Source organism: Clostridia bacterium (assembly GCA_036562685.1).
GTDB lineage: Bacteria > Bacillota > Clostridia > Christensenellales > DUVY01 > DUVY01.
This window is the reverse complement of sequence record DATCJR010000141.1, coordinates 1-7688: the sequence shown is the minus strand read 5'-3', so window position 1 is coordinate 7688 and position 7688 is coordinate 1. Positions and strand designations below refer to the sequence as shown.

General features: G+C 33.1%; 13 protein-coding genes. All 13 read right to left on the bottom strand.

Annotation, left to right across the window (positions count from 1 at the left end; translation table 11 throughout):
- The coding region (locus VIL26_06350) for a hypothetical protein (GenBank protein ID HEY8390550.1) at nt 1-328 on the bottom strand (328 nt) is incomplete at its 3' end.
- Between the two features lie 433 nt (nt 329-761).
- A complete protein-coding gene (locus tag VIL26_06345; GenBank protein ID HEY8390549.1) occupies nt 762-962 on the bottom strand; it encodes a helix-turn-helix transcriptional regulator in 201 nt (66 codons plus the stop codon).
- A complete protein-coding gene (locus VIL26_06340; protein ID HEY8390548.1) occupies nt 959-1336 on the bottom strand; it encodes a hypothetical protein in 378 nt (125 codons plus the stop codon). Before VIL26_06340 ends, VIL26_06345 begins: the two co-directional genes overlap by 4 nt.
- A gap of 18 nt (nt 1337-1354) precedes the next feature.
- On the bottom strand, nt 1355-1558 hold the full coding sequence (locus VIL26_06335; GenBank protein HEY8390547.1) for a hypothetical protein: 204 nt from the start codon (nt 1556-1558) through the stop codon (nt 1355-1357).
- 153 nt (nt 1559-1711) lie between these two features.
- A complete protein-coding gene (locus tag VIL26_06330) occupies nt 1712-1939 on the bottom strand; it encodes a hypothetical protein (GenBank protein HEY8390546.1) in 228 nt (75 codons plus the stop codon).
- On the bottom strand, nt 1936-2271 hold the full coding sequence (locus VIL26_06325) for a hypothetical protein (protein ID HEY8390545.1): 336 nt from the start codon (nt 2269-2271) through the stop codon (nt 1936-1938). Before VIL26_06325 ends, VIL26_06330 begins: the two co-directional genes overlap by 4 nt.
- Nucleotides 2272-2511: 240 nt before the next feature.
- A complete protein-coding gene (locus tag VIL26_06320) occupies nt 2512-2778 on the bottom strand; it encodes a hypothetical protein (GenBank protein HEY8390544.1) in 267 nt (88 codons plus the stop codon).
- Entirely contained in the window at nt 2771-3586 is an 816-nt protein-coding gene (locus VIL26_06315) for a hypothetical protein (GenBank protein HEY8390543.1), read from the bottom strand. The genes VIL26_06320 and VIL26_06315 overlap by 8 nt, the downstream gene beginning before the upstream one ends.
- A 190-nt stretch (nt 3587-3776) precedes the next feature.
- Nucleotides 3777-5510 (bottom strand): hypothetical protein, encoded by a 1734-nt coding sequence (locus VIL26_06310; protein ID HEY8390542.1) that lies wholly within the window; start codon nt 5508-5510, stop codon nt 3777-3779.
- A 1-nt stretch (nt 5511) separates the two neighbouring features.
- Nucleotides 5512-6798, bottom strand: coding sequence for an InlB B-repeat-containing protein (locus VIL26_06305; protein HEY8390541.1), 1287 nt, complete (start codon nt 6796-6798; stop codon nt 5512-5514).
- 102 nt (nt 6799-6900) lie between these two features.
- Complete coding sequence (locus tag VIL26_06300) at nt 6901-7128, bottom strand: hypothetical protein (GenBank protein ID HEY8390540.1); 228 nt, start codon at nt 7126-7128, stop codon at nt 6901-6903.
- Nucleotides 7129-7172: 44 nt separating this feature from the next.
- On the bottom strand, nt 7173-7355 hold the full coding sequence (locus VIL26_06295) for a hypothetical protein (protein ID HEY8390539.1): 183 nt from the start codon (nt 7353-7355) through the stop codon (nt 7173-7175).
- Nucleotides 7356-7501: 146 nt separating this feature from the next.
- Nucleotides 7502-7675, bottom strand: coding sequence for a hypothetical protein (locus VIL26_06290; protein ID HEY8390538.1), 174 nt, complete (start codon nt 7673-7675; stop codon nt 7502-7504).
- Between the last annotated feature and the right edge of the window lie 13 nt (nt 7676-7688).

Below are 7688 nucleotides of genomic sequence, written 5' to 3'. Positions count from 1 at the left end.
TTCCCTGTTTATCTTCTAAATCAATCTCTCCGTTGCCAAAAGGTTCTCCTATTCTTGTTTCTTCTTTTGTGCAATAATCGTATGCCTGTTGTTTCGTTCCCCGTCTTATTTCAAAATGTCCAGTCGGGAATTTGTTTTTTAACGTCTCAAACCTTATTTGTGTAGGATTTTCAATATATATTTGGTAATGTTCATATCCTGTTTTTTCGCCTTTTTCTTTTTGTCCGATATAAACATAATCTTTTAATTTTTCTTTTAATTCATCCAAAGTAATATCAGCACATTTAATTGTTAAAAGCCAAGAACGACTCCTGAATGTTTCGCTCATTTTTTCACCCCGAATAATTTATTTTGTCTCAAGTCTCAAAAGTGGCGGAAAGGGTAACACTAAACCTTTCCGCCTAACGAGGCGGGCGTGGGAAATGCCCACGCCCGCCACACGTTTCTAACGATACCTCGCGAACAGCTTGCGTCCTCTTTATTCGGCGGCTGTCAAGAGTTTTCTCGGCATAAACGGTTCTCCCTACGGGCTACCCCCCATTTATTCCAATTTGCCTCTTGACAGCCGCCGACCGCACTTGATACCAAATAGGCGGGCAACGGCGAAACGACGGGAGGCAAGGCATTAATTAACCGCCGCTGCCATTAACAGTGTATCAAGTGCGGGGCTGTAGTGCGTTACAAGTGGGGGGGGCGGCTCACTCCGAAAGGCAAGGCTAGGAACATACGTTTACAAATACGGTTCAATCCGAACAGCCGCGCTAATCGTCCAAAATGAAATACGTTACATCGACCCCGTATAGCTTGGCAAGCTTTTTGAGGCTTGACAATTTCGGCACACGATAGCCCGACTCCCAATGTTGAACGGACGCTCTACTTTTAAGCCCTAGAGCGCCCGCTACTTCTTGTAATGTTAACCCCTTTGTTAAACGGACTTGGCGAAGTTTTTCTTGAAGTGTCATTCCGTTATCTCCAAATCATCTAAATCTAGGTCATGACCGAAAAAATCCGAATAGTTATTTAGTAATGCACTACTTATTAACTCATCATCATAATAAAATAGTAACAAATAGCCCTCACATTCGGTATCATAAGGTATCATCTTTCCCGCTACTTTCCTACAGTAATTATCGATTGCGCTGCAGTAATCATTAATAGCGGACAAAGACAAAATTTGACCGCTTAATAATTCTTTATTAATAAAAAGTGGGTCAATATCCAAAAATGACTCAATATCGCCACTGTCCAAATATGACTCAACATCACCAATAGCCCGAATGTTTTGCCCATTTACATAATGCAAAATTTTAACTTCAATTTTAACTTTGTTTCCCATTTTTTTTACCTCTCTTTTTTACAAAATTGCTATACGCTTATCATTGTTATGAACAGCAAAGCGTATTTTTTTTACCAAATTAAAATATAAATCAGCTTTACGTTCTAAAAATTTGCGTCCTTCATCATCCTTAATTTTAACCGCAATTTGCATACTTTCTTCAGCAGAATTTTCTAACTCACTGATTATCCAAATCAATTCAGTTACTGTTAATTTTTGCATTATTGTTTCCTCTCTTTTTTGAATTTATTTTGTTAATTATATTGTATATCATTAGATAGATTTTGTCAAGAGTTTTTTTTAAAAATTTTTTAACTTTTTTTTCAAAAAAAAGATAATAAAATAACAGCGGGATTGACCCGCTGCCGCTCTGCATTAATTCCACGCTAAAACTATTTTATAATGGTAATAGTTTGCGTCATATTCACAATTTCTGCGCTTGCAAATACTAATTTGACCCTGTGAATTTAATTTATTAAAACCGTTTTTTATTGCTTTTTTTCTAGCTTTATTAATTGAGGCTTGCTCTGTTGACGCAAAAGTATCAAAAATATAATACTTAAAATCGTTATCATATAACATTAATGACGCTTTATATTTCATTTTTGAATTACCTCTTTAATGTATTCTGCAATTAATCCCGCCAATAACGTTTTCTTTTCTTCCCAATCATATATTCCGTTCGCAATTTCTTGCGCGCGCTTTTCATAGCGTTGATTAATTTCGTAACTAGAGCGAATATTTCCAAAAGGCGCGTAACCTGTTACTATTGCAACATCTCCAAAAGCATATACATCCGCGCCCCAACCCTCAACGCGCACCGTGTAGGCAATAGCGTCCTCACATTTTAACAGGCTTTGTAACGCGCAATAAGGCACGCTAATAATATTCCTATAGCCGCTCTTAACCTCTTTTTGTGTTGTCCTAAATTTCATTATTTTTTACCTCTCTTTTTTTTAATTTTTATTAACTAAATTATATATCATTTGCTATACTTTGTCAAGCGTTTTTTAAAAAATTTTTCATTTTTTTTTAAAAAAAAATAATATACTTTAATATATTATTTTACTAAAGTATATTATTTTACTAATACGAAATACCCGCCCAAACCCGCCCAAATCAAAAGCAATTTTTACAAAATATAATATTTATTATCTTAATATCACGATATCTTATCAAGTGGGGGCATTATCGAGAGCATCATCACGTTCAGCCGCATCACATTCTGCTTCTCGTTTTTTAATCTGATTAAGTAATTCATTAGTGCGACAGTTTTCCCGTCCACCCCTGCCCAAATCATTAACTATACCATTACAAAGTAAATCGCAACGTTGCGAACAATACAAACAACTATAAGATTTAAGCAATTTAACAAGCAATTTATACAATCTACGATTTATTTTACGTTGTTTATCTAACCAAAGTTTACCACGCTTAAGCATTTAAAACCTCCTCTGACCAATCTTTAAAAAATTTATGTCTAAAATAATGAGTATCATATTTAAGATAACTTTTGTATATCTTAAAAGTTCGATATACAACCTCTCCATATTTTTCATAAAATTCCAAAAGCTTCTTTTCAGATTTATTAGGGCTTGGAGGGCTTATTTTGCGTTCTGCGGCATTGTAATCAGTATACGAAATACAACTAACTAATGCATAATTACGATACCACTTGCACCCCAACACCCTAATATAACAATCAGCCTGTTCTCTTAATTTATCCCAAACACGACCGAGTTCTTGACAATTACAATGGACATTAAGTTCATATAAATGACCAGACAAAGCAAAAAATATCGGCATATCAGGAAATTTTTGCTCTAAAATTCTATGATACTGACTTGGAAAAAAAATACCCGCATCAGATAAATATATATCTCGTCCAAACTCAAATTGAGGCTCAAAAGGTTCTATTTGTCCCTCAATAATATGCTCAAAAGTATTTCCACCAATATTTATTTTTTTAAGTTCAATAACTTCCGTATTTTCATCATAAGGCATATTAGCATAATGCTTTTCCCCACGTAAATGTATCACGTGGGCAAAAAGCAAATCTTTACCGGTTCTCTTTTTACCAAAAACATAAACGTTCCTAGTCCTGAATTGCTCTACTAACCATTCATTCTGCATTTTAAAATAATCATCATCATAATCATTACACAATCGTTTTTTTCTTTTTTTGACAAAAACGATTAAAACTATAAAAATTATAAAAATTATAACAACTCCAAACAAAATATAAATCATTTTCGGAACAACCTTATTAAACCTATAATCAATCGTATAATTTTAGTTAAAATTCCCAAAACAGCTAAAACAAGCAATACAAACACTGTAATTTTAAATATTTTTATCGACTGCTCAAGAAAAGTCATAGTTGACCAATTACTAAAATCAAATAATTGCTTGATAAACTCCCACATATTAACCACCTCTATTAATTACCTTTGACAAATTTTACAATCCTCACAATCAAAGCAATTATTAAAATAAAACCACCGACAGCTAGAACAATCGCAGAAGTAATAACAAAATAATGCCAAAACTTATCCCAACTAGACATAGATTTTTCTGTCGGATTGTTACGATAATAATCAGTAATATTAATATTAGGCTTAACTATAATCTTGCTTATGTCATTACCGTCTAAATCTTTGTAATAAATATCACCTTCGCTATCTATATCAACAAAAGAAGGTATCATAGTAACACCGTCAGACATATATACAAAATACATTTCTTCGCCACGTTGCAAATCAGAAATCACACTTCTGACAGGCACTCCATTTTTGCAAAGTCTTAAAAGACCACCATATTCTAACACTTCTAATTGCTCACCATTATAATCATAATAAACATCGTCAGCATAAAAGACAGGACGAGGCACTAATTTGTCAGAATTATCATTAGGGTCATCAACATAACAAACAACAGGATAACCAGCGGCGTCAATCAACTGACCATATAAAATTGAAAGTGGAGAACCTAAATTATCATATAATTGCTCACCGCCGACAGTTTTTGCTCCACCGTCAACTAAAAACGGTTGACCACGCTCTAACATAGCTTCAAGATAATCGCCCACAGTCATTACAGGTTTAATAGACCAACGCTGTATACCTAAATCGACATACAAATCTTTATTAATTTCGTGTCCCCATAAATCATAAAACTTTTGAACATAAAATCTTTCAGCAACAGCGGACACCATTTCTTTATAAGCAAAAGGATTTAATATACGTTTAAATACTTCCCAATAACCCTGAAAAAAATTAACAATTTGATTTTCTCCGTCTTTTTCGACTACTAACTTGGCAAGTATAGGCGAACCGCCTGCTTTAGGCTCAAGAGCATATAATTTATCATTAACTGTAATAGACGATACTTTATAATCAGGCTTTACCAATCTTTTAGTTTCAGGGTCAACGTCAAGAGGTTCGCCATTACCATTAATTATTTGATATGTAACACCGTCTATTTCCACATCAGTCAAAGGACGCACAGTATTTAAACTAGCACTTAAAGAAACAAACTTTCCGCTACCTTCACTAGACAACATATCCGAATTACTTTTTACTTCTTTTGTTACTCTTAACAAATTACTAGTATCATTAATATCATCATAATAAACTTCTGCCTTATCATTAAACAAAAAACCGTCCTCTGTATAATACAAAGGATTGCCATTCCAATCGCAAACGGTAACAGGCGGCAAATTAACAACCTGTTCAGGAATTTTTGCAGGGTCTTTTTCAGCAAAATCAGATAATTTCAAAAGCATTATATTGACTTTTTCTGCTTCATACTCTTTACCTTTAAACTTAAACTTCCATTGTCGCATAGGGTTATAATCATATTCAAAAGTTACTATACTACCTTCAGCAACGGAAAGATACATTCTATTATTGTCATAATGATATTCCAACGTCATAACGACACGTTCAGTATCGTTTCCTTCTTGCCAAAGTTCAACAGGATAACCCTGACCGACAACACCATATGTTTCTGCATAATCATCTAACTTAAAATCAATAGAATACAACCTTAAAACAGTATTATCAACACCAGCAGCAGAAACAAACATACTGCTTATAATCGAAAGTAAACTAAAAATTAACAACAGAAAAATTACCGTTGTCTTTAAACCAAAAAATCTTTTTTTAGACTTCATACTATTTACCCCCCTTTAAAATTTTTATTAAAAGTAATATAACCCCTAAAGCAGAAATAGGTAATAAAAGATATAACCAATTCTCTTTTATCCAATCAAAAACCACCAAATACCATACTTGCTCTTGGGGTTCAGTAGTATTAACTACTTTAGTGTATAAAACCATATCTTTATTTACTTTATCACTATAATCAACCTCTTGTGCCAGTTCGCTATCAATATATAATTCAAAAGATTGAAGGTAATAATTTTGTAAAAATTCACGAGCAGAAACCAAAGCAGTTCCCCACGGCACATCCAATTCAGCATAAGTATCACCATTAACGATAAAAGTAACTTTACACATTATAACACTCCACTTCGCATATAACGTAAGAGGACTAGTTACAGGACTACCGTCAACCCATTCAACCGTAAATGTATCATCCAAGAACCAACCTTCAAAATTATAACCAGGTCTTTGTAACTTTTCAGGTGTAAACTCTGTAAGACTATCAACTTGAATAGAATTAATAAAAAGTGGAGGACATACAAAATTAATCATATATTTTTTATTAACCCATTTCGGATATAATGGAGTATCTAATTTAATAATTTCATTATTATAAGGTTCAGTCAAAGACTCGTCATAATACCAACCAACAAAATTAAAATGCTCCATTACAGGACGTTCTGTTTTACGCCAACCTGCATAAAGCGTTGTATCCTCAAAAATTAATTCCCCGTCATAAGCGTCTGTCAATTCCTCGTCATAAAACCAGCCCGCAAACTCATAACCTTCGACAACAGGAACAGGCGGGAATTCAACAACTTCTGCAGGGTTAAAATAAGCACGTGAATTATATAATACACCATACGGAATACCATTACTTCCCGCATAACTTATTTCAACTAAAAACATATAAGTTTCGCCAACTTTAAAACGATAAGGTATTGAAAACAAACCAATATTATAATTATAAAGTTTATTCAATTTATCTGAACCAGTAACATAGTCAAATCGTGTTGAATATTCTGTTTTATAACTTCCATTGACATTACGCAAAATTTCATATTCGCAGATATAAACATTATCATTAGAAGATTTATATTTATAAAATTCATAATCAATATACAAAACATAATCTTCTACACGAACATTTAAATAACCATATTCATTATCTACCGTTTCAGCTTTAACCGCTATTTCACCTGTAGAAAAACTAAAAAGAATACAAAAAAATATCGACATTAAAATCAATATACTTAACTTCACACTATTGACTTTTTTCTTGACTACAAAATTCATAAAATCACCCCCTGCCCGTATAGCCGATAGCACAGCAAATTTTTAGTTTTTCTTAAAAAAAATGCCCGTATAGCCGATAGCACAGCTTCACCTTATAAAAAATTATCTTCTTTTATTCTTATAAGGTTTAATGCCATAATCTTCAGGCTTCTTTCTTCCTGTCTTAAGATTATAAGCGATTGTAGAGTCTCGTCTAGCCTGCAAATAACCCGCACGAAAAGCCTTTTCTGTTCTCCTTAATGGATAACCGTAAATGTCCATACCCTGCCTTAATTCTTGAACATATTGTGTTGCACGTCTTGCGGGATTTTTATAAGGTCTTATTGCCATAATCGTTTCACCCCCTTTAAATTAAATTTTCTTCATTAAAAACCTTATCTACACAACCAATTCAAATAATTTATATATTGTTTATGAGCGTATCTTCTAGCTTCTAATTCTTTTTTAAAATACAACCGATAATCATAATCTTTCATAACTAAAAGAAACTTCTTTTCAGCTTGAAAATCATAATATAAATAAAAATTGCCTATTTTATCTAATAAAATTACTTCCATACTTCTTTCCCCTTATAAATAAAAGCGGATTGATTAGCCCAACCCGCAAAGGCTCTGCAAACAGTATTTAAAATACTTTTTTCTTAAGCCGTCTGCAGTCGGCTACGGAAAATAAAATATGTTTACCCGTTCTTGCTCAACTTGTTTTATTTAGAAGTCAAAAACACTTTCAAAAGCTGTGCAGTAGTTGCGTCATAAGGCTTTAATCTAATTGTAATACCCATAACATCAGCAGTAAGCTTTAAATAAGTAACTTCTTTTTCAGTTACTTTGTCCTTAAACTGCTCCAAAGCACAATTTACAGTAATAGTTTTATTCATTCTTCTACTCCTT

What these genes read in the sequence shown, in the direction of transcription:
- VIL26_06340 (HEY8390548.1), bottom strand. Translation starts at nt 1,336, where the DNA reads ATGGGAAACAAAGTTAAAATTGAAGTTAAAATTTTGCATTATGTAAAT.
- VIL26_06345 (HEY8390549.1), bottom strand. Translation starts at nt 962, where the DNA reads ATGACACTTCAAGAAAAACTTCGCCAAGTCCGTTTAACAAAGGGGTTA.
- VIL26_06320 (HEY8390544.1), bottom strand. Translation starts at nt 2,778, where the DNA reads ATGCTTAAGCGTGGTAAACTTTGGTTAGATAAACAACGTAAAATAAAT.
- VIL26_06290 (HEY8390538.1), bottom strand. Translation starts at nt 7,675, where the DNA reads ATGAATAAAACTATTACTGTAAATTGTGCTTTGGAGCAGTTTAAGGAC.
- VIL26_06315 (HEY8390543.1), bottom strand. Translation starts at nt 3,586, where the DNA reads ATGATTTATATTTTGTTTGGAGTTGTTATAATTTTTATAATTTTTATA.
- VIL26_06325 (HEY8390545.1), bottom strand. Translation starts at nt 2,271, where the DNA reads ATGAAATTTAGGACAACACAAAAAGAGGTTAAGAGCGGCTATAGGAAT.
- VIL26_06295 (HEY8390539.1), bottom strand. Translation starts at nt 7,355, where the DNA reads ATGGAAGTAATTTTATTAGATAAAATAGGCAATTTTTATTTATATTAT.
- VIL26_06330 (HEY8390546.1), bottom strand. Translation starts at nt 1,939, where the DNA reads ATGAAATATAAAGCGTCATTAATGTTATATGATAACGATTTTAAGTAT.
- VIL26_06335 (HEY8390547.1), bottom strand. Translation starts at nt 1,558, where the DNA reads ATGCAAAAATTAACAGTAACTGAATTGATTTGGATAATCAGTGAGTTA.
- VIL26_06300 (HEY8390540.1), bottom strand. Translation starts at nt 7,128, where the DNA reads ATGGCAATAAGACCTTATAAAAATCCCGCAAGACGTGCAACACAATAT.
- VIL26_06310 (HEY8390542.1), bottom strand. Translation starts at nt 5,510, where the DNA reads ATGAAGTCTAAAAAAAGATTTTTTGGTTTAAAGACAACGGTAATTTTT.
- VIL26_06305 (HEY8390541.1), bottom strand. Translation starts at nt 6,798, where the DNA reads ATGAATTTTGTAGTCAAGAAAAAAGTCAATAGTGTGAAGTTAAGTATA.